General features: G+C 52.9%; 18 protein-coding genes, 2 pseudogenes and 2 other annotated features. Of the genes and pseudogenes, 10 read left to right on the top strand and 10 right to left on the bottom strand.

What is annotated here, in order from left to right; genetic code table 11:
- Positions 1-329 precede the first annotated feature (329 nt).
- Both SIC15_RS06640 and SIC15_RS06635 read right to left on the bottom strand, forming a co-directional pair.
- Positions 330-1,241, bottom strand: a complete 912-nt coding sequence (locus SIC15_RS06640; RefSeq protein WP_075195747.1) for a helix-turn-helix domain-containing protein — start codon at positions 1,239-1,241, stop codon at positions 330-332.
- A 102-nt stretch (positions 1,242-1,343) separates the two neighbouring features.
- Positions 1,344-2,774 carry an NAD-dependent succinate-semialdehyde dehydrogenase gene (locus SIC15_RS06635; protein ID WP_069183787.1) on the bottom strand — a complete coding sequence of 477 codons (1,431 nt, stop codon included), beginning with the start codon at positions 2,772-2,774 and terminating at the stop codon, positions 1,344-1,346.
- Between the two features lie 506 nt (positions 2,775-3,280).
- Here SIC15_RS06635 and SIC15_RS06630 point away from each other — a divergent pair.
- The 3 genes and pseudogenes from SIC15_RS06630 to SIC15_RS06620 form a co-directional block, all read left to right on the top strand.
- Positions 3,281-4,273, top strand: a complete 993-nt coding sequence (locus tag SIC15_RS06630; RefSeq protein WP_075195746.1) for a LysR family transcriptional regulator — start codon at positions 3,281-3,283, stop codon at positions 4,271-4,273.
- Between the two features lie 834 nt (positions 4,274-5,107).
- A protein-coding gene (locus SIC15_RS06625; protein ID WP_091644139.1) for an IS3 family transposase occupies positions 5,108-6,336 on the top strand; the annotation gives its coding sequence in 2 pieces (ribosomal slippage) (positions 5,108-5,396 and positions 5,396-6,336; 1,230 coding nt in all).
- Positions 5,386-5,502: a sequence feature (AL1L pseudoknot), on the top strand. (Overlaps the previous gene by 117 nt.)
- Before the next feature lie 39 nt (positions 6,337-6,375).
- Positions 6,376-7,497: pseudogene (locus tag SIC15_RS06620) on the top strand (IS3 family transposase); the annotation flags it as partial.
- Between the two features lie 272 nt (positions 7,498-7,769).
- Here SIC15_RS06620 and SIC15_RS06615 read toward each other — a convergent pair.
- From SIC15_RS06615 to SIC15_RS06605, 3 genes are all read right to left on the bottom strand, one after another.
- Positions 7,770-8,936 carry a hypothetical protein gene (locus tag SIC15_RS06615; RefSeq protein ID WP_075195742.1) on the bottom strand — a complete coding sequence of 389 codons (1,167 nt, stop codon included), beginning with the start codon at positions 8,934-8,936 and terminating at the stop codon, positions 7,770-7,772.
- A 46-nt stretch (positions 8,937-8,982) separates the two neighbouring features.
- Positions 8,983-9,690, bottom strand: coding sequence for a hypothetical protein (locus SIC15_RS06610; protein ID WP_075195741.1), 708 nt, complete (start codon positions 9,688-9,690; stop codon positions 8,983-8,985).
- A 95-nt stretch (positions 9,691-9,785) separates the two neighbouring features.
- Positions 9,786-11,636, bottom strand: a complete 1,851-nt coding sequence (locus tag SIC15_RS06605; protein WP_091641626.1) for an ATP-binding protein — start codon at positions 11,634-11,636, stop codon at positions 9,786-9,788.
- Between the two features lie 245 nt (positions 11,637-11,881).
- On the opposite strand from SIC15_RS06605, the gene SIC15_RS06600 reads away from it, so the two are divergent.
- The 3 genes and pseudogenes from SIC15_RS06600 to SIC15_RS06590 all read left to right on the top strand — a co-directional run bounded on the left by SIC15_RS06600 (position 11,882) and on the right by SIC15_RS06590 (position 14,786).
- Positions 11,882-13,110, top strand: a protein-coding gene (locus SIC15_RS06600) for an IS3 family transposase (protein ID WP_091644139.1) whose coding sequence is annotated in 2 segments (ribosomal slippage) — positions 11,882-12,170 and positions 12,170-13,110 — 1,230 coding nt in all. Because the reading frame shifts where the segments join, the coding sequence is not laid out codon by codon here.
- Positions 12,160-12,276, top strand: a sequence feature (AL1L pseudoknot). Its footprint overlaps the gene before it by 117 nt.
- 531 nt (positions 13,111-13,641) lie before the next feature.
- A pseudogene (locus SIC15_RS06595) lies at positions 13,642-13,824 on the top strand (NAD(P)/FAD-dependent oxidoreductase); the annotation flags it as partial.
- 92 nt (positions 13,825-13,916) lie between these two features.
- Complete coding sequence (locus SIC15_RS06590) at positions 13,917-14,786, top strand: patatin family protein (RefSeq protein WP_291908149.1); 870 nt, start codon at positions 13,917-13,919, stop codon at positions 14,784-14,786.
- Here the strand turns inward: SIC15_RS06590 and SIC15_RS06585 are convergent.
- Together SIC15_RS06585 and SIC15_RS06580 are read right to left on the bottom strand one after the other, a co-directional pair.
- Positions 14,783-15,709, bottom strand: a complete 927-nt coding sequence (locus tag SIC15_RS06585; RefSeq protein ID WP_291908150.1) for a universal stress protein — start codon at positions 15,707-15,709, stop codon at positions 14,783-14,785. The two genes, SIC15_RS06590 and SIC15_RS06585, sit on opposite strands and share 4 nt — an antisense overlap.
- A 1-nt stretch (position 15,710) precedes the next feature.
- On the bottom strand, positions 15,711-17,198 hold the full coding sequence (locus SIC15_RS06580; protein ID WP_412537322.1) for a SulP family inorganic anion transporter: 1,488 nt from the start codon (positions 17,196-17,198) through the stop codon (positions 15,711-15,713).
- Between the two features lie 165 nt (positions 17,199-17,363).
- Here SIC15_RS06580 and SIC15_RS06575 point away from each other — a divergent pair, with 165 nt between their 5' ends.
- A complete protein-coding gene (locus SIC15_RS06575; RefSeq protein ID WP_412537321.1) occupies positions 17,364-18,644 on the top strand; it encodes an MgtC/SapB family protein in 1,281 nt (426 codons plus the stop codon).
- 4 nt (positions 18,645-18,648) lie between these two features.
- On the opposite strand, the gene alkB is transcribed toward SIC15_RS06575, so the two are convergent.
- The gene (gene alkB / locus SIC15_RS06570) at positions 18,649-19,299 is read right to left on the bottom strand and encodes a DNA oxidative demethylase AlkB (RefSeq protein WP_291908155.1); all 651 of its coding nucleotides are present in this window, start codon (positions 19,297-19,299) and stop codon (positions 18,649-18,651) included.
- A gap of 140 nt (positions 19,300-19,439) precedes the next feature.
- Between alkB and djlA the strand changes: the two genes are divergently transcribed.
- Positions 19,440-20,219, top strand: coding sequence for a co-chaperone DjlA (gene djlA / locus SIC15_RS06565; RefSeq protein WP_069183890.1), 780 nt, complete (start codon positions 19,440-19,442; stop codon positions 20,217-20,219).
- A 20-nt stretch (positions 20,220-20,239) separates the two neighbouring features.
- On the opposite strand, the gene SIC15_RS06560 is transcribed toward djlA, so the two are convergent.
- On the bottom strand, positions 20,240-20,848 hold the full coding sequence (locus SIC15_RS06560; RefSeq protein ID WP_412537320.1) for a methyltransferase family protein: 609 nt from the start codon (positions 20,846-20,848) through the stop codon (positions 20,240-20,242).
- Between the two features lie 170 nt (positions 20,849-21,018).
- Between SIC15_RS06560 and SIC15_RS06555 the strand changes: the two genes are divergently transcribed.
- Complete coding sequence (locus SIC15_RS06555) at positions 21,019-22,524, top strand: amidase (RefSeq protein WP_412537319.1); 1,506 nt, start codon at positions 21,019-21,021, stop codon at positions 22,522-22,524.
- Positions 22,525-22,651: 127 nt separating this feature from the next.
- Positions 22,652-24,508: an EAL domain-containing protein gene (locus SIC15_RS06550; RefSeq protein WP_412537318.1), complete on the top strand. Its 1,857-nt coding sequence runs from the start codon at positions 22,652-22,654 to the stop codon at positions 24,506-24,508.
- Here the strand turns inward: SIC15_RS06550 and SIC15_RS06545 are convergent.
- Positions 24,493-25,236, bottom strand: coding sequence for a pseudouridine synthase (locus tag SIC15_RS06545; RefSeq protein WP_412537596.1), 744 nt, complete (start codon positions 25,234-25,236; stop codon positions 24,493-24,495). The genes SIC15_RS06550 and SIC15_RS06545 overlap by 16 nt on opposite strands.
- Positions 25,237-25,343 lie beyond the last annotated feature (107 nt).

Raw genomic sequence — 25,343 nt, 5'->3', positions numbered from 1 at the left:
TTTTTTATAAAACCAAATCAAATGATCCTGATATAGACCTTTGGAATATTGAATGTATTTATTAATTTTTTGAACCAGAACATAAAAAATAAATTTTATTAAATGGGACCAAAACATTTTTTTAGATTTCGAGCAAAGATTATAACTAGCATAGACACCGAAATTGCTGCATCGCAATTCTGGTTGAAAACCCCTTGCAACTACAGGATCGGGGAAGACCGTATGGGAGTTGGGTTGTGCCGGAAAAATCAGCCAGGCATCAAAACAATGCCCGACTCACTCTGCAAGCAGAGGGTCGGGCATCTAAGGCAAATATCTTGATCAGCAGTTCAACAAAATTTGGTTAGTTTCGTCTTATTCCTATACCTGTTAGGCGTTGTAGAAAATTTGTTCTTGAACAGACGCGTTAGATGGCTCTGATCGGAAAAACCACACTCCATTGCAATAACCTTGATTGGTATATCCATCGGCGACTCAAGCATCGCCTTCGCCATTTCTAGCCTACGCTGAAGAATATAGGCGTGTGGAGGCATACCAAACGCATTTCTGAACAGACGAATAAAGTACGAATTGCTAAATCCTGAGATTTCCGCTAAATCATCGATACTTATACATTGATCAAGGTTTTCAGCAATATATTCTTCAATCGTTTTTTGTTTTGAAACAGGCATACTTCGATCAATCTGAATTTCACGAAGCTTGCATTGAGAATACTCCCTAATCATATGGATACATATCTGAGTCTCAATGGTATCTGCATACAGTTGACCACCGAGACTTTCACCCAGGCACTCCCGTTCGTATGACTTCATCAACTCAGCCAGTGTGGCATCCTGAGAAACAGCTCTATGATCGATATTCAAACTGTCAACATCTTTCTCAAAGAGATCATTAGCGACTTTTTTTATCGCAGACTCGGAGACATAAACGTGTGAGACCTGAATATCATTTGTCCAGAACCATCGAGATGGCTCTCCACGCGCCAGAATTGTCACGCTATCGGTACGAGCATCCTGATCTGCCCACTTACCCGAATGGAAGAAACCAAGATTTTCAGGCGGAGACTCCCACCTGACCAGCATGTAATCCCGCATTTCAGGGATATAAACTTCAGTTTTATCGAACCGATAGTTTCTCATCGAAAGCCGATTTTTTAGCGTATTTTCTACAGTACCCTCACAGATTACCTGCCCAGGTATAACATTTAGAATGTCATTTGGTGCTAACAAGCTACTGGCCATGAACGGTCTCCTTTTTATTTTTGATCGAAAGACCCGAAGATAAAATTAAGTTTATAACCATTTAACTCAAAGCAAACTCTTACTCTTGGCTCTCAACCGACATCAGCTCATCTGAGTCACAAACTTGGTAGCCAGATAACTATCAAAGGTCTCACTGCCACCTTCCCTACCATAGCCGCTTTCCTTGACGCCCCCAAAGGGAGTTTCCGCCAACGCCAGCCCTATGTGGTTCACAGAGACCATACCGGCTTCCAGGCCATTGGTAATACGATGGGCATTGCTAACAGATGAGGTGTACGCATAGGCAGCCAACCCGAAGGACAACTGGTTAGCTCGTTCCAGCACTTCGGTGATGCTGTCGAACGGCACAAAACCTGCAATTGGGCCAAAAGGTTCATCATTCATGAACATCGCATCATCAGGAACATCTTTGAGAACCGTTGGTGGATAAAAGTTTCCCGCGCCAGACGGCGTCTCACCGCCCGTCACCAACACACCGCCCTTCTGACAAGCGTCGTCAACGAACTTCTGCATCTCCGCGACCCGACGAGATTGGGCCAGAGGCCCCATCGTTGTGGAGTCATCGGACCCACATCCTACTTTGATTGTCTTTACCTCTTCCGAAAACCTGGAGACAAAATCGTTGTAGATATTCCGCTGAACAAAGAACCTCGTCGGACAGATACAAATCTGCCCCGCGTTCCGAAACTTGAATCCGACCAGGTCTTTAACGGCTTTGTCGATATCTGCGTCGTCACAAACAATGACCGGCGCATGACCGCCAAGCTCCATGGTGCAACGTTTCATATTAGCTCCGGCAAGTGACGCCAGCTTCCGACCGACCGGCGTAGAGCCGGTAAAGCTGATCTTCTGAACAATCGGCGACCTGATCAAGTACTCGGAAATCATGCCAGAGTCACCAGATACGACGTTAAAAACGCCCTTTGGCAAACCTGCATCATGGAATATTTGTGCCATCAACATTACGGAGGCAGGGGTGTCACTTGACCCTTTAAGAATAACCGTACAGCCAGCGCCAATGGCAGCGACAACTTTGCGGAAAGCCTGACTGAAAGGGAAATTCCACGGCGAAAAAGCAACGCACACTCCTATCGGTTCCTTGAGTGCAGTTTGTTGTACATTCGATTTTCGTGAAGGAATGACACGACCATATATTCTGCGGCATTCCTCCGCGTGCCATTCAGCATGCTCAGCACAGGACAAGACCTCGCCAATGGCTTCGCGAACCGGCTTCCCTTGTTCCAGCGTGAGTACCCGCCCCGTGTTCTCTGCTCTTTCTCGAATAAGCTCGGCCACCTTCCGTAAAATCCGAGAACGCTCCACGGCGGGTTCCTTCTTCCACAAACGAAAGGCTTGTTCCGACGATTCCAGCGCCCGGTCCAGGTCACTCTCACTTGCATAAGGTAGCGTGGCCAGAACCTCATTATTGGAGGGATTCATGACCGACTGGCTGGATTCACCATGTCCGTCCACGAACTGACCGCCGATGTACATCTTGAGATTGGGGTACATATTGCTTCTCCGTCTTGTTTTTGGTTCTCCTCCCGCCCGACAAGCGCTTGTCTCGCGCCAGCAACAACGTGCTCCAGTAGACCAAAGCACTCACATTCCTGCTTTGCTTGGTTGAGCTACTCTTCACGTCGATGGCGAGTACGTCTGAAAGGGGTAGCGCGACCCTCAAAGAATCCGCGCGGGCTGATTCGAACGATTGCTACAACCCTGACCTTTCGTCGTCACAATACTGCAAATGATGCAAGGGCTACTTGATAGCGTCTTGAAGCAATTTGTCCGCTAATTGAATAAAAATGACAAAGATCAAAAAAGCCAAACGCCGCGACAAAGACCAAACCAGAACAGATAACGCATAAACCAATGTTTCCATTATCCTTTTTAATGACCTTGTTTGAAACGTAACCAGTATCGTTTTTTTCTATATTTCCTAGTAACCGTTGGTATAGCTTAAAGGACGGACCGCAATCAGCGGGATACGGCATCTAACAATAAATGGTCAAGACTGTATGGCTTCCAACCTCAAGATTGATCTTCGCCAACTGAACAGCTTTCTTACCATTGCCAAGAGAGGTAGTTTCAGTCGTGCCTCGGAGGCGCTATTCATTGCACAACCGGCCTTAAGCCGCCAAATTAGATTGCTTGAAGAAGCCCTGGATGCTGAGCTGTTTGTTCGCCATGGGCGGGGTGTTTTGCTGACGACCGCGGGAGAAGTTCTTTATGAACGCGCCAAAGGCCTGCTTAAGGATACAGAACAGCTTCAAGCAGATGTGGCGGCAGTCTCTGGGACCGTAACCGGTCAGGTGAAGCTGGGATTGCTTCCAACGATCTCCAACGAATTGGCAACGATGATCGTCAAACAGTTCCGCACACTTTATCCACGTGTAAATCTCGCAGTGAGATCAGCCATGAGCGGCACGCTGCAGCAAATGGTTTCTCAGCAAAAGCTGGATTTGGTGATCACTTATGATCAAAGCAAGCATAAGAACTTGCGCCATACCCCACTGATTGACGAGCGTTTTTTCTTGATTGCTCCGCCGGACACCGAAATCTCGAAACGGAATACGGTGAATCTTGACGAAGTTCTCAATCTACCGCTGATCCTACCCGAAGAAAAACATGGCTTGAGAGCGCGAATGGAAAAGGAAGCGATGCAAAGGCACAAAAAAATCGACCTGGCCTTTGAGGTCAGTGCGTGGCCGCTTCTAAGCGAGATGATAAAGCAACAGCTCGGTTATACCATTTTATCCTCTGCCACTGTCAGTGAAATGGTGGAACGCGGGGAGATTGTTGCCGTCCCTATCGTTAAGCCCGAACTCTACCGTTCGCTGGCGATAGCTACTCCAGGCAACCGCCCCGCTTCAATCGCTGTCAGAAAATTGATTGAGGTGATTTTCTATCAGGTTGCACAACACGTCGAATCCGGGCGATGGAGCGGCAAGCTACTATTTGAAAAACCCGTTGATTGTAAACATCCCTGTTTTAGTTGCACCGCTGATTAGAGTTTTCCGCCCGTTGGTGTTTCGCCAGATATTCCCATGGCGTCAGATCTTCCAGTGAATCGTGGGGCCGGACATGGCTCTGGCGCGAATCATCCAGGTGTTTGGTTAAGGCAGGCCCCACTGCGCCTACCTGTTCGCCAACAAACGAGGCAACCGGATTAAAGTGCTGGTCCACGATGGTCTTGGTACTAGATGTGTGCCCACCGGCTGAACCGGGGCAAACTCCACTGGGGCGAAACCTGGCGCGGTGAGCAACTGCGCCTGACCGAGTAACAGTTATACGCCTTGGTTCAGTGTCAGCACCGGTGTTAAAAGTCCGTAAAGGAGGTGCGGACGTTATCTTGGACTACATTGGAGGTAGTCTATGTATTCGTATGAAGACCGTATTCGAGCTGTGGAGCTCTATATCGATTGCGGCAAAAGCGCTGCAACCGTCGTCCGACAGTTGGGTTACCCATCAAAGAAGAACTTACGCCGGTGGTACCGTACCTTTGTCGAAAGAGGAGACTTACCTGCAAGGCCCAGCAGGAAGCCCAAATATTCACTGTCTCAGAAGCGGCTAGCAGTAGATCACTATTTCAAGTACGGCCAGTGTTGTCTCGCCCACACGAGAAGATCGCTAGGCTACCCGTGCACTGCCACACTGATTTCATGGATTGACGAACTACACCCTGGGGCAAGAAAGTCTGTGACTGGCAAGACCACAGGTACTTCACCGTGGTCTGCGAGCCAAAAACAACAGGCTGTCATTCAGCTTTGCTCGCGACAGGACTCTGCTGCTGAGTGAACCGCCCCGGGTTTTGAGGAGGCTCCAGCATCTGAGAGAATGGAGCCATGAACAAATCCAACAAGTTTTCCCCTGAAGTTAAAGAACGTGCGGTGCGGCTAGTGCAGGAGCATCGTGGCGAGTACTCGTCGCTATGGGCTGCTGTGGAGTCGATTGCCCCCAAGATTGGCTGTGTGCCACAGACATTGCTGGAATGGGTCAAGCGTGCCGAGATTGATGTCGGTGAACGTCCCGGTACAACCACCGCCGAAGCGCAACGAATGAAGGATCTGGAGCGCGAGAACAAGGAACTGCGGCGTGCCAATGACATCCTTCGCACGGCCAGCGCTTTTTTCGCCCAGGCGGAGCTCGACCGCAAGCTGAAGTCATAAACACCTACATTGATCAGCACCGGGATACCTACGGGGTCGAGCCGATCTGCAAGGTATTGCAGGTTGCCCCGTCGGCCTACCGGCGTCATGCGGCCCGGCAGCGCAATCCAGAACTACGCAGTGACCGGGCCAAGCGTGACGAGGTTTTAATGCCGCAGATCAAGCGTGTCTGGAACGACAATCTCAAGGTCTATGGCGCCGATAAAGTCTGGAAGCAGATGAACCGGGAAGCCATTCCTGTGGCCCGCTGTACCGTGGAGCGACTCATGGGTCGCCTGGGCTTTCAGGGTGCCCGACGTGGCAAGGCGGTGCGCACCACGGTCCCAGACCGATCGGTGCCGTGCCCGCTAGATCGGGTCAACCGGCAGTTTGTCGCTGACCGCCCAGACCAGCTCTGGGTATCCGACTTTACTTACGTTTCCACCTGGCAGGGCTGGCTGTATGTGGCCTTCGTCGTTGATGTCTTCGCGCGCCGTATCGTGGGTTGGCGCGTAAGTCGCACGATGAACACGGACTTCGTGCTTGATGCTCTGGAACAGGCTCTCTACGCCCGTCAGCCCGACAAGTCAGAGGACTTGATTCATCACTCCGACAGAGGCTCACAGTATGTGTCGATCCGCTACACGGAACGCCTGGCCGAAGCCGGCATCGATCCATCGGTAGGCAGCAAGGGTGACAGTTACGACAACGCCCTCGCTGAGACCATCAATGGCTTGTACAAAGCAGAGTTGATCCACCGGCGCGGCCCCTGGAAATCCATGGAATCCGTTGAGCTGGCAACGCTGGAATGGGTATCCTGGTTCAACCATCAACGGCTGATGGAGCCTTTGGGATATATACCGCCGGGAGAAGCTGAGGCAAACTACTACCGGCAACTTAACATTCAGGCCGCTATGGCAGCGTGACTTAAACCAACGGGCCTCCGCGATACCCGGGGCGGTTCAGAGGTTGCCAATAACATAGGGGTGAGTAGGCAACTGTTGTACAAGTGGAAAGACCAACTACTTGATGACCAGGTCAATCCAATGATGAAGTCCCGCAAGCATTCGCACTCCCATAATAACCGCGTCGCATTGGAGCGAGAGGTGGAGTCGCTTCAGGTGCGAGTCCACCGACTCCAACTCGAACATGACATTCTGACGAAGGCGAATGAACTGTTAAAAAAAGATCAGGGCGTCGACCTACAGTTACTGACGAACCGGGAGAAGACCCTGTTGGTTGACGCCCTGAGAGGAATTTACACGCTATCTGAGCTAACCGAGCAGCTCCAATTACCACGCAGTTCCTACTTCTATCAGAGGGCCCGTATTAATGCCCCTGATAAGTACTGTGACATCCGTCGTTCAGTGGCAGACATCTTCGACCTCAACCGTCGCTGTTATGGCTACCGACGCGTTCATGTCGTCCTCAGAAGACGAGGTACGAGAATCTCAGAAAAAGTCGTTCGGCGGTTGATGGCAGAGGAAGAGCTGGTAGTCCAAGCTAGTAAGCGACGTCGTTACAGTTCCTACAATGGTGAAGTCAGCCCAGCACCAGACAACCTGATCAATCGTGACTTCAAAGCAAAGCTACCAAATCAGAAATGGCTGACTGATATTACGGAGTTCCAGATTCCTTCGGGGAAAATTTATCTGTCTCCCATGATCGATTGTTTTGACGGGTTGGTCGTCAGTTGGACGATCGGTACCAGGCCGGACGCTGATCTTGTGAACACCATGCTGGACGAAGCCATTGAGACGTTGTCTGAGGCCCGGTTTCCACTTGTTCACTCTGACCGGGGTGCACACTACCGGTGGCCAGGATGGCTATCGCGTATTGAGGATGCAAATCTCCTCAGGTCGATGTCGGCGAAGGGCTGTACTCCCGATAACGCCGCATGCGAAGGCTTCTTTGGGCGGATGAAAAATGAGTTCTTCTATCCTCAAGATTGGCATACAGTCACAATTGAGCAATTCATGGAGGAGCTTGACTCGTACCTTCGATGGTACAACGAGAAACGGATTAAAGTTTCACTTGGGGGCCTGAGCCCGCTTGAATACCGGGAAAGCTTGGGTTTGGTGGCATAAAACAGTCCAAGAAAAGGTCCGCACCTCCAAAGCGGTCAAAACTCACCGTTGTTGACAAACATTAGTAATCTCTTTTTAAAGATCCACGCTTTCATTGGAAAGCGGCCCTTTTTCCGCGACGAGATTGGCACCATCCCCTCCAATCGATGCATGCTTAATCGCGGTCCACGGACCTCTTACTACGTCTGTTTCGTTTTTAGGGGATGGTTACACAGGGAGCTGTGGGGGCTGGGGGGGGGTTAGATGCCCCCGGCTACCCGATTAGGCCTGCTTTACCAATCCATGTTAGCAGATTGTTCTTGCAACCTTGTTAAATATTCAACAAAGCTCTCCATGTCTTCAGTGGAAGACATCGCTCTAGCGTAAGTTGAGTCTGACGCGTAATGTAGAATAGTTGGCATACTACTCTGGATATAAATAACTTCAGGGAACATATCAGACTCCCAATAAAATTCCATGAATTCCTTTACGACCTTTATAGCTTCCTCTTCGTTAAATTCAATGCCGCTTTGCATGGAAAACCGAGCACTACCTTTCTGATGAGGCATAAGTAGAGGCACAGCACCCGCTCCAGAGTGAATTTGAAACGCCTCACCATTTTTACCGAAAGCACCATGTGCAATATAGTTTCTTATCTGACGCCTTATGGAGACCAATTGGTCATAGTGTGATTTTGTTTCCTGATCCTGAATATCAAAACACGCTTTAAATTTTGATGCCCATTCATTATCTGCCAAATTGGCAACATCTTCGCCGGTTACTACCTTACCTCGCAAAATAGCTGCATGAATAAACACATGCTCAGTGAAGCTGAAAAATGCATCAATCACCGACATTGCCAGCCATTCAGATTCTCTCTTTAGATCAAAATAGGGCATCTGAACACTCCATGAATTGCTTGAGTGCTGCGTTCGTATTCTTTCATCTTTTCGAGCGTTTGCTTCTTGAACCTTTTTCTCGTATTCATCAAGAAAATATGCGTATCGATCATACAAGCGAAGGCTGTGATTTAGTACATTTAGATCTGAACGCTTTGCCGCTTCGCTTGCTACCCACTCAAAATATGGTCGAGCGGCTTTCACAGCCTTAGTTATTTTCCTTACGATTTCTCGGCAATCTGATTCTTGACTCACCTCATTCGAGGTAAATAGACCCATTCCAGATTTTCTGTGTTCAAGCAAGTAGGCTTTTCCGTTATAATCAATAGGCACCGACCAGGAGATCTTTTCAAACTGACCAAGATTTTTGCACCTAAGGAGATCAACAAACAAAAAATATATTAGATAGTAAGGAGGCAAAGATCTCCCAGCGTCTGTTCGAGAGGCAGTAAATAGAAAGTCCTTTTCAGCCTTCGTTCCGTTTTCTACTGCTGAGGCAATAGGATCGAGAATTTTTTCGACTTTTTGCTGTAGCTTTTCAATATCATCTGGGAAATTCATTGCGACTTCCTGCATGCCTCTTGATGTGGGGAGTCATATCAAAAACTCAAGCAGAGGCGCGCTTTAGAGCGTCCTTCTGACTTGACTTATTATATGAACTGAACACTTCAAAAGCTGCGTCGACTACACCAGAGAAGAAGTCTTCCGCTACATCTATAACCTTTTCAAGGTAAGGTAGTTCGAAGACGATAGTATCGTCGCGCTCAAGACGCAGCCCTTCTGTATTTTCGACAATGTTTGAAAGCTTTTGTGAAGCGCGTGCTTTAGTGATGTCTCCTTCACAGTGGACGACACAGTTTCTCAATGCGCTCAAATCCTTGATTACGGACCATTGCTTGTTCAAATGAGAAAAATCTACGCCACAAACCTTTTCCAGATAGTTCCTATTCCTAATTATTCCTTCACCACTAAGGTCCGATACCTCCAGCTTGCTACTCTTCAGCTTCCCTAGAAGTTCGGCTATGACTCGTAACCTATGTTCAATAAGCGAGTAGACTGAAATTATCGCTGAACTTCTATATTGATTTAGAAAGTCTTGCTCGACCATGCGTTTTTCATCGATTAGAAACTCGACGTATGAGGCGTAATCTTCATCACCCTCGTCATCCTCAAAGTCAAAATCAAACCTCGATTCAATCACCTTGAGGTCAGATTCGAATTTGCCTTCAAGCTCCTCAGCATATTTTCGGAACACCTCGATTTTATTCTTAAAAATAGCTTTATGAATCTCGAAAACGATGCTCTTGTCACCCATAAGTTAAAAACCTTTAACTTCATATAACGCTTTTAATGAGCCGACGTTTGGTGCGCTAGCGGATAACGGTCGGCTTGAGTCACTCTTTAACAAACTTAAAGCAGATGCCTGCTTATTTCCCTTAGCCAGGTTAATACTTCACCGTCAGGATCTGCACTATCAAGGCGCACTTTTGTCATATTGGAAACAGCAGCTCGGTTCAAGCGTTTCTTGGCCTTACTCTCTTTCTTATCTCGCTTCTTCTCATCCAAGTCTTCCCAGTCTACTGTAGACTGCGATGCGTCATGAACTGCCTTTGCAACCATCACTGGGACATCATCGAATGCTTGAAAGTTCTCGGTTAACTGTATTTCAAACTCTTCATTTATAGCTTCAAAATGGATGTAATTCTCCATTTCTCTTTTATTGGTTATGAAAGAACGACAGTTATCGCCGCGCGCATTCACCCTATCTGCTGCGCCCTGATACTTAGCTGGTTCCGGTGGAGGGACATCTCTATCCAACACGTGAACTTCCGGAACCTGAAGTCCTTCGAGTCTATTTGTCCATAACTCTAGAGTTGAGCCCCCCATGGGTATATACACCAATTCCCCTCGTTGTTCTGAGCGTTTTAAATTGACGATACTTGGGTCTTCCTGTGATAAACGCCAAGATATTCCGCTAATGTACTCAATGTCATTGGGCCCCTCTACTCCAACAAAGACTTTGATGTTGTGGTTTGCAAACATACCAAGGCTCGATTTAATCCTAAGTAAAGTTTCATCGTCGTTCTCAGCCAATATTCGCGAGCCGGTTTCATCTTTTTCAATAAACCTTATAGAGTCCCGATCAACTCGTCCGGCGAGGATGGGGTTATGAGTTGTGAAAATCACTTGATGGGTTTCCTCAAGCGCCAACTCCTTCAACGCATCCAGGAGCAAAAGTTGATTGTTTGGATGCTGCGATGTCTCAGGTTCCTCTATTGCAAAAATAACATCCTGGACGTCTCGTTCACTTGCCAACTGTTCAGCTTTAGCTCGGAAGAAATTGATCAAGAAAAGCCGTCTAACCCCACTACCTCGTTTGTTCAATGGTATTTTATCTTCATTGGTGAGTGACACAGAGAAGACTTTGCCCCAGTTGAAGTTTGAGAAATTCGGATTTAACTGGCTTGCTAAGTCAGGGTCCATTTCTCGAATTTTTTCAATGGTTAACCTGGTAACTTCCTCAACTTGGCGTTTTACATGGTCGCCTATAGCGTCAAGCTCGGCCGCCTTTTGCCTGATAGCTTCCTTGATCGCAAATTTAATGGGATCTTGCGCTTCAGCATCTTGGTCAGAACTTGGACGGTCAGATTTAAAAAGCTGAAATAGAGGAAGGGTATTTTGCAGCGGCTTCCAAATCTTTGACTTTACCTCTAATTCGACTAATTGCTTCGCTAGGTTTTCATCAGGTGTACTTAACCAGATTGCGTGCCGAAGAGCTGATTTAATAGTTGCGTTTACGCCCGCTAAATCAACGCCAAGTTCTCTGGCCCTTGCTTTTAGCTGTGTTATGGTCAAAGAAAATAGATCGTTGAAGTACTCAGCTGTTGGGTGGACCGCTCTAATAAAAATTTGTTCGCACTTTGGAGAGGCACTAGAGAATATTTTTTTTATTTCAAGTTTTCCATCAGGGTTTAAAAGATATTCGTTTGCAGGCGATATAAGATTATCTGTATCTATAATTAGCTGCTCCGGGAAATCTTTAAAGACACAGGTAATTTCTATATCATCCGAGTTCGTCAACCCAGCAGACCGATCACCAGGCTCCAGCTTTTCGGAATTAAAGAATGCATCCAATGCTTCAAGTACTGAAGATTTGCCTATGTCATTTTTGGCAACAAGGGCCGTCAAATCGGAGAAAGGTATCGATATTTCGTCCTTGTAACAGCGGAAATTCTTTATTTTTACGATATCCAGCTTCATTCTCTACCCTTATTCTGTTTAGGCTCTTCTCACGCGGATTGTTAACCATATATCAGTTTGAATTCCGACTAAACCGCAGTTACCCATGATCTTAACCTCAAAGTAAATCCGCATAGCTATCAATTACCTACCGAGCCAATCATTTCTGAACCGGCGAGTTCCTTCTGCGGGACAGCGCGCCTAGTCTCTCGGTTTTGAACCGCCCCGGGTTTTGAGGAGGCTCCAGCATCTGAGAGAATGGAGCCATGAACAAATCCAACAAGTTTTCCCCTGAAGTTAAAGAACGTGCGGTGCGGCTAGTGCAGGAGCATCGTGGCGAGTACTCGTCGCTATGGGCTGCTGTGGAGTCGATTGCCCCCAAGATTGGCTGTGTGCCACAGACATTGCTGGAATGGGTCAAGCGTGCCGAGATTGATGTCGGTGAACGTCCCGGTACAACCACCGCCGAAGCGCAACGAATGAAGGATCTGGAGCGCGAGAACAAGGAACTGCGGCGTGCCAATGACATCCTTCGCACGGCCAGCGCTTTTTTCGCCCAGGCGGAGCTCGACCGCAAGCTGAAGTCATAAACACCTACATTGATCAGCACCGGGATACCTACGGGGTCGAGCCGATCTGCAAGGTATTGCAGGTTGCCCCGTCGGCCTACCGGCGTCATGCGGCCCGGCAGCGCAATCCAGAACTACGCAGTGACCGGGCCAAGCGTGACGAGGTTTTAATGCCGCAGATCAAGCGTGTCTGGAACGACAATCTCAAGGTCTATGGCGCCGATAAAGTCTGGAAGCAGATGAACCGGGAAGCCATTCCTGTGGCCCGCTGTACCGTGGAGCGACTCATGGGTCGCCTGGGCTTTCAGGGTGCCCGACGTGGCAAGGCGGTGCGCACCACGGTCCCAGACCGATCGGTGCCGTGCCCGCTAGATCGGGTCAACCGGCAGTTTGTCGCTGACCGCCCAGACCAGCTCTGGGTATCCGACTTTACTTACGTTTCCACCTGGCAGGGCTGGCTGTATGTGGCCTTCGTCGTTGATGTCTTCGCGCGCCGTATCGTGGGTTGGCGCGTAAGTCGCACGATGAACACGGACTTCGTGCTTGATGCTCTGGAACAGGCTCTCTACGCCCGTCAGCCCGACAAGTCAGAGGACTTGATTCATCACTCCGACAGAGGCTCACAGTATGTGTCGATCCGCTACACGGAACGCCTGGCCGAAGCCGGCATCGATCCATCGGTAGGCAGCAAGGGTGACAGTTACGACAACGCCCTCGCTGAGACCATCAATGGCTTGTACAAAGCAGAGTTGATCCACCGGCGCGGCCCCTGGAAATCCATGGAATCCGTTGAGCTGGCAACGCTGGAATGGGTATCCTGGTTCAACCATCAACGGCTGATGGAGCCTTTGGGATATATACCGCCGGGAGAAGCTGAGGCAAACTACTACCGGCAACTTAACATTCAGGCCGCTATGGCAGCGTGACTTAAACCAACGGGCCTCCGCGATACCCGGGGCGGTTCAGTTTTAACGAGCCTCCGGAGCAACGGATCGATCACTCTGCACTGATGATTGTGGATTTACACAGCAACTACTGGGGTAACTTGGGTACGTGGAAAGCGCTATGTTGGGCAGCGAAAAAGTTCCGCTTTGCGACCAATCCAAACCTTCACGTCAGTTAAAAGTAGGCCCAGATTTGGATCCGAAACTAAAGGTAGTGCAAACAATGACCATTTCCCGAAATCAAACCGTTGAATCGCGTAGACCAGCTAACGATTTCCGATTCGGGTATTACAATGTGTACAAATCCTCCCCCTTTTTGTCCACATAGTTGACGTGCCATCGTGTATGCATATCAATTTTCGGAACTACCTTAACAACGCCTAAAAATCAGCACCTTAACTAGCATATCCACACAGCATGCGGAAACTATATGGCAGTACCCAACGAAATGCACAGATCGGTTTGCTACTAACCTCCATGGGGGAAAATTGACAACATTAGGGATGTGTTCGGAAAACCGCAGAAGTCACCCTGGGGGGCGTTGATACCCGCCAGCTCTCCTCCAAGACCATGGCAGTGCTGGAACGGCCAAACCTGTATTTCATTGGCGAGGTCGTGGACGTGACCGGCCATCTTGGCGGCCATAACTTCCAATGGGCCTGGGCCTCGGGCGTGGCAGCCGGTAACAGCGCCTGAACGGACATCCGATTGCCCAAAGCTGGCGTAGAACTGGTAACCTGAGTCCATGTATTGGCATGACCAGACACTACGACCGATAGGGGGAAAGGATGCTCCACAGCCACGATGACACCGCAACCAGCAATGCCCTTGTGGTAGAGGGTGGCGCCATGCGCGGCATCTTCGCCGCCGGTGTGCTTGATGCGTTTCTGGAGCAGCGCTATCAGCCGTTCACCGAAGCCTGGGGTGTCTCCGCCGGTTCAACCAACCTCATCGGCTACCTCTGCGGCCATCACGGCCGCAACCATCAGGTGATTACCGACCACGCGTGCCGCCCGGAGTTCATCAACTGGGGCCGTTTCTTCCGGGGCGGGCATCTCTGCGATGTTCACTGGCTCTGGCACCGATCCTACGAGGACGTGCCGCTCGACCTGGAACGCTACCTGTCTGGCACCACCAGGCTCTGGGTAGCAACCACGTCGGTGGTGACCGGAGAAGCCCGATATTTCTACGTCGATGATAAGAACATCCACGATGTACTCACAGCCTCCTGCTCGATTCCCCTGGCCTACCGTGATTACCCGATCGTGGAGAATGAGCCCATGAGTGATGGCGGCATTGCCGATTCCATTCCGGTTGCGGAGGCCTATCGGCGGGGCGCACGGGATATTACCGTCGTTCTTTCCCGACCACTGGGCTATGAGAAGAAGCCACTGGCGTTTCCGGCGCTCACCAAACGGATGTTTCGGGAGCAACCGGGAATGGCCGAGGCCCTGATCCGGCGCGGCGAACGATATAACGAGACATTGGAGTTCATTCAAAATCCGCCGGACGACTGCCATCTACGGATTATCGCACCGCCAGAGGATTTTCCGGTGAGTCGACTAACCACAGACCTTAACAAGCTGGATCTGGGCTATCAGCAAGGCCACCGCGCAGCGATGGCCTATCTGGCCAACATAGCCCGTGAAGTCGCCTAGCGAAGCACTACCAGCGGCTTTCTGGCAGTTTCGAGCATCCGGGTAGTCGTACTGCCCACCAGGAACTGACGGATGCGGGAGTGGCCATAGGCGCCCATCACCAGGATGTCGATATCCTGCTCTTCCTGGTAGGCGTGCAATGCCGGTTCTACGTCTCCAGCCCGGATGGCCAACGTAATTTCGGATTCCAGCCCTGCCAGCATTTTCTCGGCTTTCCTGAGCTGCTCCCAGCGGTCGTTGGTATCCGGACCCACCATCACAAGGTGCAGTGGCATGCCCTTCAGGACCGGGCTGCCAGCCAGCAATTCCACGCCCTTGAACGCCGTGGCGCTGCCATCAAAGGCAAGCATGGCGCTTCGGGGCTCGGTGTACTCGTCGGGCACCAGAAGAATCGGGCGATGCATACTACGAATCACCGTCTCCAGTTGGCTGCCAACGTGGGTGTCACGGTCGGAGCTGCTCTCGCCGTGCAGCCCCATCACCAGCAGGCGAGTCTGGTTCTCCAGCGCCAGCAGGGATTCAGTAAGATCACCGTGGCGCTGGCGCTGGATCACCTCACCGATGCCGGCTTCGGTGACGCGCTTTTGCGCCTCATCCAGCATGTGATGGCCATGTTCCAGGGCCAGCTTGGCGCGTTTGCGGTCCAGCTCTGCCAGATCCTCGAGGAGCTGTTCACGACTGCCCAGACCAATATTGCCTGCCAGATCCGGCTCTGCCGGGTAACGCTCTTCATCAAGGACGTGCAGCAACATCATGGGGGTTTCCATGTGCTTGCTGGCCCAGGCAGCGTAATCGCAAACTGCGGGGGCAGCCTGGGAGCCATCGATACAGGCAACTACTCGTAGCATCTCAACCTCGCCTTCTTGGTCCTTGTGATTTTTATTCTGGCCGGAATCGGTGTTGGATTCCCTGGTCTGTGTCATATCAGTGCCCCATCAACTGGTCGACGGCGTCCGGCTTGTCGTGCACGCCAAAGCGGTCAACTATCGTTGCGCTGGCTTCATTCAGCCCGATGACTTCAACCTCCGAGCCTTCCCGGCGGAACTTGATAACGGCCTTATCCAGGGCACCCACGGCGGTGATATCCCAGAAATGCGCGCGACTCAGGTCGATCACCACATTATCGACTGCTTCCTTGAAATCAAAGGATTCCATGAACTTTTCCGAGGAGCTGAAGAACACCTGGCCCACAACCCGGTAAGTACGGGTATCGGTGGTTTCATCCAGCTCGGAGGTCACCAGCATGTAATGGCCCACTTTGTTGGCAAAGAACAAAGCCGCCAGCAGGACGCCGGCCAGTACGCCAAAGGCCAGGTTATGGGTGGCAACCACGACAACAACCGTCACCAGCATCACGATGTTGGTGGAGAGAGGATGCTCGCGAAGGTTGCGGATGGAATCCCAGGAGAAAGTACCGATCGAGACCATGATCATGACGGCCACCAGAGCCGCCATGGGGATCTGGACCAGGACATTGTCAAGCAGCAGCACCATGATAAGCAGGAAGACACCAGCGGTGAATGTGGAAAGCCGGGTCCGGCCGCCAGACTTCACGTTGATGATGGACTGGCCGATCATGGCACAACCGGCCATACCACCGATCAGGCCAGAGCCGATGTTGGCGATGCCCTGACCCTTGCACTCCCGGTTGCGGTCACTGGTGGTGTCTGTCAGATCGTCCACAATGGTCGCTGTCATCATGGATTCCAACAGCCCCACGATGGCTAACGGAATCGAATACGGCAGGATAATCATCAGGGTTTCCAGATTCAGCGGCACATCCGGCCACAGGAAAACGGGGAGCGTATCCGGCAGATCACCCATATCGCCAACGGTCCGGATATCCAGACCGGTCACCACGGCCACAGCGGTGAGCACCACGATGCACACCAGCGGGGAAGGAAGGACCTTGCCAACCACCGGCACCAGCGGGAAGAGGTAGATGATACCCAGGCCGGCCGCGGTCATTGCGTAAACGTGCCAGGTTACGTTCGTCAGCTCAGGCAATTGGGCCATGAAGATCAGGATGGCAAGAGCGTTCACGAAACCGGTGACCACCGAGCGTGATACGAAGCGCATCAGACTGCCGAGCTTGAGATAGCCTGCAATCACCTGCAACACACCGGTAAGCAGCGTCGCGGCCAGCAGGTACTGCAAACCGTGCTCCTTGACCAGCGTTACCATCAGTACCGCCATGGCCGCCGTTGCGGCGGAAATCATCCCGGGGCGCCCGCCAACGAAAGCAATGATTACGGCAATACAAAAGGAGGCATAAAGCCCCACCTTGGGATCGACACCAGCGATGATCGAGAAAGCAATGGCTTCCGGTATCAACGCTAGGGCCACAACGATACCGGCGAGTACATCGCCACGAATGTTTGAAAGCCAGTTGGCTTTAAGGGAATTCACCATGATTTCGGATTTCCAGCTTGCTAGGAATTCAAAGGTCGCGAAGCTTATCAGCCCCCTTACCGGAAAGTAAGGTCGCTAGCGGTATCTTCTTAGAGGTCTAACGACCGACCCGCTGTACTGCTATCATCAGAACATTCATTGATTAACAAGAGTTTGCACCAACCCATGGACGACGTTGCCTCCCAATTTCTGGCCGGAAACCAGACCACGCTGAATCTCGCTGTTGCGCTTTTGCTCGGTGCCATCATCGGGCTGGAGCGAGGATGGGATGCCCGGGAACAGAAATCGGGCGAACGCATTGCCGGTATCCGCACCTTTGCCATGGTCGGTCTGCTTGGTGGCATCTCGGCCGTGTTGGCCGAAGAAATTACCGAGTGGGCGTTTCCGGTGCTATTGGTCAGCGTTGTGGCCATGGCCATTGTGGCTTACAGCGAGCGGCTTGAGCACATCCGCAACTTCAGCATCACTGGCATGGTCGGTATGGTGCTGACGTTTTGCTTCGGTGCGGTTGCAGTAGCAGTAGACCCGGTGATCGCCACTGCCGCAGCGGTCGTGACTGCAATCATTCTGGATAACAAGGAAGAAATTCACGGCTGGGTCAACAAGCTGAAGGAACATGAACTGGATGCCGCACTGAAACTGCTGCTGATTTCCGTGGTCATGCTGCCGTTGCTGCCGAATGAAAAGTTGGGGCCCGGCGGAGTACTGAACCCCCGGGAAATCTGGTGGATGGTGGTGATGATCGCTTCCATTTCCTTTGTGGGCTATTTCGCCATACGGGTGGCGGGCACGCGAAAGGGAATCCTCTTTACCAGCCTTTTCGCAGGACTGAGTTCCTCCACCGCCCTCACCCTGCACTTTGCCCGCCAGGCCTCGAAAAATCCGCAGCTCAATGCCCAGTTCGCCACCGGCATACTCATCGCCTGCGGCACCATGTTCCCGCGCATTCTTGTGTATTGCCTGGTGATCAATCCGGACCTGCTACCCAGCCTTGTCTGGCCGGTACTTGTGATGACCGCCCTGTTGTACGGCCCAGCGTTCTTCATCTGGCGAAAAAACGAACGACAGCTTCGTGTCAGCCAGCCGGCACTCAACCAGAACCCGCTGGACCTGACTTCGGCTCTGGTTTTTGGTGGGTTACTGACGGGCATCCTCCTGCTGGGCGAGTATCTGGGCACCTGGCTGGGTGACGCCGGCATCTATTTTCTCGCGGCCACCTCCGGTATTGCCGACGTCGATGCCATCACCCTCTCCCTGACCCGCATGTCCAATAACAGTCTGGCAGCAGGCACAGCCGTAATCGGTATTGTGATCGCCGCAGCCACCAACAACCTGGTGAAGTCGGGGCTGGCTGGGTTTGTCGGCAACCGTCAGACAGGTTTCCTGGTCGGCATCCCCATGGTGTTCTCGCTGGCAGCCGGACTGCTGGTCGCCTGGCTGCAATAATTTTTTACCTGGCCCGCCGGAACGTGAGGTTGTAACGGTAACCGCCTGTCAGCGGATGCTCTCCGGCCTTGAGTGTCAGCACACCGTGATAGCGCATCCGGGCAGGGCCACCCCAGACCACGACATCACCATGGCCAAGGGGCACCCGCATCGGGCGTTCGCTGCGCTTCAGACCGCCGAACTGGAAAACAATGGGCAAACCCAGGGAAACCGACACAATCGGCTGGCTGAAATCCTCTTCATCCTTGTCCTGGTGCAGCCCCATTTTTGCCCCCGGCTGATATCGGTTAATCAGGCAGGCATCTGGCTCAAACCCCTCGAAACCGGCGGTGTCTGCAGCGCTTATGGCCAGTTCTCGAAAAACAGCCGGCATGGCAGGCCATGGCTTGCCGGATTCGGGATCTTCGGACTGATACCGGTAACCTTGGCGATCGGTGACCCAGCCAAGATTCCCGCAGCAGCTCATGGCCGCAGACATCGAATGGCCGCCCGGGGTTTTCATGTGCCTGAATGGCGCTTCTGAGGTGACCTTTTCAATACCTTCCATGAGCGATTCGGCATTCGGGAGCGCGAATTGTCGTATAACCAACGCGCCGTCCATAAGATGCTCAGTCGCCCGATCCGGTGCCAGGTCATCAAACAGGTCATGGTTCATAGATGACGCTCCCCCTCTTAAAAGGCTCAACCTAATAATTTACGAGTTCTTTTGAAAGGTCGATGAAAGCCTGTTCATGAAGCCCGCCTGAAAAACACGTATATTCTATGGGCTGATTCATCCCTGTTAAGGACATCTTAATGCTGTTTGCAATCATAATTGGCGGCCTGATTGGCTACGCCTTCGGCAAATTCCCCGGTTTTCTGATCGGTGCGGCGATTGGCGCCTTTCTCCTGAACCTTCTCAAACGCCGGCTGATTGGCAAGCTCCAGAGCATCCAGTCCGGCTTTATTGAATCCGTCTTCGCGGTAATGGGCGCCCTGTGCAAGGCGGACGGCGTAATATCCAGGGATGAAATCCAGATGGCCGAAGCCATGTTCGTGCGCTTCCGCCTGAATGAAGACCAGAAGGAAAAGGCCAAAGCCGCCTTCAACCGGGGCAAGGAGCCGGACTTTGATCTGGATGCCGAGCTGAACCGCTTTCTCCAGGCCAGCGGGCGGCAGCCGGCCTTCCTGCAGATGTTTCTGCAGGTTCAGGTATCGGCGGTGGCTGCTGATGGCAAGATACATCCGGCCGAACACGAAATGCTGGTGCGGATAGCCCGTGGCCTGGGACTGCCAGAGAGCCAGGTGGACCAACTTGAAGCCATGCTTCGGGGCGCCCACACCCACCGGGCCGGCGCCGGCCAGCCTTCGTCAGCGGATCAGATCAGCGATGCCTACAAGGTTCTGGGGGTGTCCTCGTCGGCCAGTGATGAAGAACTCAAGAAGGCCTACCGGAAGCTGATGAGCGAGAACCACCCGGATAAACTCGCGGGCCGGGGATTGCCGGAGAGCATGCGGGAGATGGCGGAGGAACGCACCCGCGAAATCAGTCATGCCTACGATGTGATCAAGGAGGCGCGGAAAAAATCCGCGTAGCGCCATTCCCGGTTATCGGGTCAGAACCAACGAGGCACGCGCACCCGATAACGCTCGTAATCTTCGCCGAACTTGTCCGCCAGCGCCTTCTCCTCCTCCCGGGCCTGGCGGGTAATCACGAGTACGCCAGCCACCAGGCACACCAGGGAAAACACACTGGGCAGCGCCAGGAAAAACCCGAGCTGTCCCGTCATCACAGCCATAAACAGAGGGTTCCGAGAGCGGCCAAACGGACCGCTTGTCAGCAGTTTGCGCTGATCCTTGCGCGGATCAATCCCGGAGCGCCAGTCTTCGTGCATGTAGGCCTGCAGATAGTTTACGGCCGTATATGAGCCGATCAACAGCAGCATGCCGGCCAGCAAAACGGGCCAGACGTAGAGCGGGCCGAAAACGCCCAGCCAGCCGTCAACATCGGCAAAAATGCGCACCACGCAAATACCCAGAATGAGCGCACGAAAGACATTGAAAATCTGTCGATGCCACCAGGGTGCAGTCCCTCGCTCACCATAGTTAATGTGCGAAAAGTGCATACGCTGATACAAGCCGAGGCTCCGGCCAGCAAACTGCAGACCGATCATCAGAAAGAAAATGCCAAGAAAGTGGCGTACGAGGGGTTCAATAACTTCCATCAGGATCGCTTACAACGGGTTAAGGCAGACAGCTTATTATCTGTAGGCGTCTGTGAAAAGGGTTTGGGGTGGGAGTGAGGGCACTCTGGGGCCAACCCTTCCTAAAATGACATATCATCACGTTTTTAAATGCATTAGAGTGGATCAGTCATTTGCCGGAGAATTCTGTTATGAGTGCCCCCGAAATCCCTCAGTCTTGCCATACATTCTGCAACGACGTGATGGGGCGCGATGACGCAACAACCCTGGCAGAGAGAATCCGCAACCGGGAAATTTCGGTCACGGAACTCACGCGCGCTGCCATCGCCCGAGCCCAGGCAGCCGACCCGCTGATCCATGGCGTGGCTCTGGCGAACTACGACGAGGCACTCCAAACCGCCTCAAGATGCGACGCAGAGGGCAAGGCGGGTGCCCAGAGCTTGTTCCGGGGCGTTCCGACCTTTATCAAAGACAACACCAACGTGACAGGACTGGCCACACGCCAGGGCTCTCTGGCCGTGCCTGAAATACCGGCTTCCGATACCAGCCCATTTGCCCGACAACTGCTTGCCCAGGGTTTCCTGTGCCTTGGCAAAAGCACGCTGCCCGAATTCGGTTTCAACGCCTCTACCGAGCCTGCCCATGGGCCGGCTACACGGAATCCCTGGAATCTGGCCTATTCGTCCGGCGCTTCCTCAGGCGGCTCAGCAGCCCTGGTGGCAGCCGGCGTGGTGCCCATTGCCCATGCCAATGACGGCGGAGGCTCCATCCGTATCCCGGCCGCATGCTGCGGTCTGGTCGGCCTGAAACCCACACGCGGACGGTTGATCGATAACGAAGCGGCTTCTTCCCTGCCCATCAACATTATCAGCGAAGGCGTGGTGACTCGTTCGGTTCGGGATACCGCCAGCTTTCTCGACCAGGCCGAGAGTTATTACCGGAATCCGAAGCTGCCCGCGATTGGTAACATCGAGGGACCGTCGGGTCGGCCCCTGAGGATCGGGATGGTGCTGGACTCTATCAATGGACACAAAACCGACAACATCACTCGCCAGACCGTCGAGGAAACCGCGCTCAGACTTGAAAGGCTCGGGCACCACATTGAGCCTGTTCCCGTTCCCGTGCACAGAGCTTTCCCGGAGGATTTCGCTCTCTACTGGGCCCTGCTTGCTTTCGGGGTCCGGACCAACGGCAAAAAGATGCTTCACCCGGCCTTCGACAAACGCAGAACAGATGGGCTGACCAACGGACTGGACAGGATGTTCAGACGAGAGTTCTGGCGCCTGCCTACCGCACTCTGGAGGCTCAAACGCTCCTGGCATGATTACGCCCATGCCATGGCAGGCTTCGATGCCGTGCTCACGCCGGTGCTTGGCCATACCACACCCGCCCTTGGCCACCTCAGCCCCGATGTGCCTTTCGATACCCTCTTCGAGCGGCTGCGCCAATATGTCAGCTTCACCCCACTGGCCAATGCCACGGGCGCACCAGCAATCTCGATACCCATGGGGCGAACCCCGGATCGTCTGCCGGTATCTGTGCAGTTCATGGGCCGTCATGGGGGCGAATCTACGCTTCTTGATATCGCCTACACGCTGGAGGCTAACCATCCGTGGCCACAGCTCTACGAGCTCAAACAGCAAGATTTAACCAACGAAGACCGTAACGCCAGGGACTCTCTGGCCGATACCCTGTAAAAGTGGACACCCATAACAACAGCTGCCATATTCTTTAGGAAGCTCAGAAACAACCTGACCTCTGGGCCGAACCGACACCGAGGACCGTTCGTATTTCCAGTAAAGGCACACCATATTGAGCCCTGCCATGCGTGACAGTGAAGTCCTGGTGACCCATCACAAGGCACTGATGGAGCTGAGCCATAACATCAGCTTTATCGAAATGCCCCGCCCCCGCAAGCTGGCAGCCCTTATGGAGCTGTGCACCCGCCTGCTTGGTGTAAAACGGGCAAGTGTCTGGCTGTTTCCACCGGAAAGGGATCGGATTCGGTGCGAATGGCTGCACGACCGAGAGCGGCCCGACAGCAACGGCTGCCTGGCGCAGAATGGCGCTGAATTCAACCTCTTCCGCTCAGACCACCCCGAGTACTTCCAGGCTATTACAGAAGAACGGGTCATTGCCGTGGATGATGCCCGCAATGATATCCGCACCCGCTCATTCGACCGGGACTATCTGTCTGTTCAGAACATTCATTCCATGCTGGACGCGCCCATTTTCGACGGCGAACAGCTCAGCGGTGTTGTCTGCCTTGAATCGGATACTCCCCGTGCCTGGTCGGTTCCGGATATCTCATTAGCAGCCGCCATCGCTGATACTATAAGCCTCATGAACACCCATGAAGCGTGGCTGAGGTCGAAACGCGCCCTGGAATACGTCAGCCGCTACGACTCTCTCACCGGCCTCGCCAATATAGATTCGCTGCGTGACCGGTTGAGCCACCTGGTGCGCAAGATCAAACGTCGGGGTACCGGCAGCCTGGCGCTGCTCTGGATAGATGTCGACCGTTTGAAAACCATTAACGATGGGCTGGGCCCCCAGGCGGGCGATCAGGTGATCGCCGACATCGGTATGCGCCTGAAAGACATCCAGTTGGCGGGCAAGGACTTCTTGGCGCGAATTGGCGGCGACGAATTTGCCCTTGTCATCCGCAACTACACCCTGCCCGGGTTCCTTGATGAAGTCACCCAGGAGATCCAGACCCGGATCCGCCAGCCAATCCGGGTGTCCGACCAGGACCTGAACGTCAGTGCCAGCGTGGGTATCTGTCACTTCCCGGGCGACTGTCGTGAACCCGAGGAACTTCTCCGCGGCGCTGAAGCGGCCATGTATCATGCCAAAAGGCAGGGCCGGGACCGATCCACGCTGTTCGACTCGGAAATCCAGATGACAGCACGCTCCCGATTTGCATTGGAAAGCGAATTGCGGGAAACGCTCAAAACCAACGGCCTCGATGTATTCTACCAGCCAATCATGGACCGCACGGGAACACAGCTGGAAAGTGCCGAGGCGCTGGTTCGCTGGAAGCATCCACAGCGGGGCTGGCTGTCACCGATCGAGTTTCTCGACGTAGCACGCAGTGCCGGGCTGATGTACGAACTGGGCGCCTGTGTACTCAAGAACGTCTGCGCCCACTGGCGTCAGGCGAAAGACCAGAACACTCCCTTACCCACCATATCCGTCAATCTCTCCGCCGAGCAGGTGCTGGTGCCGGAATTACCGGAGTTGGTGAGAGAAATCTGCAAGAACCAGGATATGCCAGTCAGTGCCCTTCAGTTTGAAGTGACCGAGGATTCGATCCAGGGCGATTTCAGTGGGATAGGTCGGATTCTGGAGCAGCTGGTAGAGGCGGGCGCGGAGCTTGCCATTGATGATTTCGGCACCGGTTATTCATCGCTGTCGCGGCTAAAAACCCTGCCCTTCTCCCGCATCAAGATCGACCGATCGTTTATCAACAACCTCCCTGATGACGACAACGATTGCGCAATCACCCTGTCGATCATCGGGTTGGCCAGGGGGCTCGGGCTTTCGGTGGTCGCCGAAGGGGTAGAAAGCGAAGCCCATGAAGCCTGGTTGTTCGAGAAAGGCTGCGACTACCTCCAGGGCTACCGTTACAGCAAACCGCTGCCCTATCCCGACTTCATTAGCCGCTATTGCTCCAGGTGATTGCGCACATCAAACCCGGGAAATATTGATAACACCTCAAGGAAGCTCGCCTCAGGCACAGCGCTGACCGTCAGGGGTTCACCCGAAACAGGATGGCGAAAGGCCATCATTGTGGCCGCCAGCATCAGACGCCCCTCACCGAAACGCTCGGCAAAATAACGGTTGTGTCGGCCCCGGCCGTGATTTGCATCGCCAATCATCGGGTGGTTGATATGCTTCATGTGCCTTCGCAACTGATGCTTCCGGCCTGTTTTCGGGGACAGTTCGACCACGGCGTAGCGACTGGTCGGGTATTTCTCGATTTCCACCGGTATCTCGGTGGTCGCCAAGGTGCGGTAATGGGTAAGCGCATTGCGCACCGGCTGTTCGATCCCTTTCAGCCGCCGATCTTCTGGCTCTTCCCTCAGGGGATAATCAATCTCACCTTGCTCCGGCGGCCAGCCACGCACCATGGCCAGATAGGTTTTCGCCACATCCCCGGCCATCATTGCCAAACCCAGCGTGCGAGCGGTGTCGCTGTCCCTGGCAAACACCAGGATGCCCGAGGTGGGCCGGTCCAGTCGATGTACCGGGTAGACATGCTCGCCATCATTGAGCGCCCTGGCATATTGCAGGGCAAACTCGGTTTCGTGTCTGTCGATGGGACTTCGATGCACCAGCAAGCCAGCTGGCTTGTGGACAATCAGAAGATACTCATCCCGATAAAGAACACTCAGCGGATTCTGCATGGGCATCAAACTCTTCTGTACCGGCTGGTCAGCCTCCAGAAAGCCTGGCCAGCCCGGTTGCCCAATACCAGTAACGACGGCGTGAGCAACAGCGTCAGCACCGTTGC

The organism is Marinobacter sp. MIT932201 (genome assembly GCF_047123295.1).
Lineage (GTDB): Bacteria > Pseudomonadota > Gammaproteobacteria > Pseudomonadales > Oleiphilaceae > Marinobacter > Marinobacter salsuginis.
The sequence above is the reverse complement of the archived record's forward strand: the minus strand, read 5'-3'. Positions and strand labels throughout refer to the sequence as shown.

Excerpts from the sequence above, each read along its gene's own strand:
- SIC15_RS06640 (WP_075195747.1), bottom strand. The coding sequence starts at position 1,241 with ATGGCCAGTAGCTTGTTAGCACCAAATGACATTCTAAATGTTATACCT.
- SIC15_RS06635 (WP_069183787.1), bottom strand. The coding sequence starts at position 2,774 with ATGTACCCCAATCTCAAGATGTACATCGGCGGTCAGTTCGTGGACGGA.
- SIC15_RS06630 (WP_075195746.1), top strand. The coding sequence starts at position 3,281 with ATGGCTTCCAACCTCAAGATTGATCTTCGCCAACTGAACAGCTTTCTT.
- SIC15_RS06615 (WP_075195742.1), bottom strand. The coding sequence starts at position 8,936 with ATGAATTTCCCAGATGATATTGAAAAGCTACAGCAAAAAGTCGAAAAA.
- SIC15_RS06610 (WP_075195741.1), bottom strand. The coding sequence starts at position 9,690 with ATGGGTGACAAGAGCATCGTTTTCGAGATTCATAAAGCTATTTTTAAG.
- SIC15_RS06605 (WP_091641626.1), bottom strand. The coding sequence starts at position 11,636 with ATGAAGCTGGATATCGTAAAAATAAAGAATTTCCGCTGTTACAAGGAC.
- SIC15_RS06590 (WP_291908149.1), top strand. The coding sequence starts at position 13,917 with ATGCTCCACAGCCACGATGACACCGCAACCAGCAATGCCCTTGTGGTA.
- SIC15_RS06585 (WP_291908150.1), bottom strand. The coding sequence starts at position 15,709 with ATGACACAGACCAGGGAATCCAACACCGATTCCGGCCAGAATAAAAAT.
- SIC15_RS06580 (WP_412537322.1), bottom strand. The coding sequence starts at position 17,198 with ATGGTGAATTCCCTTAAAGCCAACTGGCTTTCAAACATTCGTGGCGAT.
- SIC15_RS06575 (WP_412537321.1), top strand. The coding sequence starts at position 17,364 with ATGGACGACGTTGCCTCCCAATTTCTGGCCGGAAACCAGACCACGCTG.
- alkB (WP_291908155.1), bottom strand. The coding sequence starts at position 19,299 with ATGAACCATGACCTGTTTGATGACCTGGCACCGGATCGGGCGACTGAG.
- djlA (WP_069183890.1), top strand. The coding sequence starts at position 19,440 with ATGCTGTTTGCAATCATAATTGGCGGCCTGATTGGCTACGCCTTCGGC.
- SIC15_RS06560 (WP_412537320.1), bottom strand. The coding sequence starts at position 20,848 with ATGGAAGTTATTGAACCCCTCGTACGCCACTTTCTTGGCATTTTCTTT.
- SIC15_RS06555 (WP_412537319.1), top strand. The coding sequence starts at position 21,019 with ATGAGTGCCCCCGAAATCCCTCAGTCTTGCCATACATTCTGCAACGAC.
- SIC15_RS06550 (WP_412537318.1), top strand. The coding sequence starts at position 22,652 with ATGCGTGACAGTGAAGTCCTGGTGACCCATCACAAGGCACTGATGGAG.
- SIC15_RS06545 (WP_412537596.1), bottom strand. The coding sequence starts at position 25,236 with ATGCAGAATCCGCTGAGTGTTCTTTATCGGGATGAGTATCTTCTGATT.